The following is a 392-nucleotide window of genomic DNA, read 5'->3' on the forward strand; positions in this document are numbered from 1 at the left end:
TCGTTCGTGTGAATGATGCACCGACCATTGATGTCACAGCGGTTGATAACGTGACTGAAGATGCGGTATCTACCGACACTGTAGTGGCAACACTCGTTGTTGCTGATACAGATACGCCAGCAGACGAGCTTACCGTTCAGCTAGAAAACAACACAGATGGTTACTTCGTCCTAGACGGTGATCAAGTTAAGTTGACCGACAAAGGTGTCGAAGCGGTTAATAACGACCAGCTTGATTTGAATAGCCTGAGTGTCACAGCGTCGGTATCTGACGGCGTGAACCCGAAAGCAACAGATACCGATTCTCTTGATGTCGTTCGTGTGAATGATGCACCGACTATCGACGTCACAGCGGTTGATAGCGTGACTGAAGATGCGGTATCTACCGACACA

Annotated in this window: 1 protein-coding gene; it reads left to right on the plus strand. The window is 48.7% G+C overall.

Features of this window, described 5'->3' with window-relative positions; all coding sequences use genetic code 11:
• A partial coding sequence (locus AACR11_RS19630; RefSeq protein ID WP_139374620.1) for a hypothetical protein occupies nt 1-392 on the plus strand: 392 nt, incomplete at both ends.

Source organism: Vibrio sp. L85 (assembly GCF_963871815.1).
GTDB lineage: Bacteria > Pseudomonadota > Gammaproteobacteria > Enterobacterales > Vibrionaceae > Vibrio > Vibrio harveyi.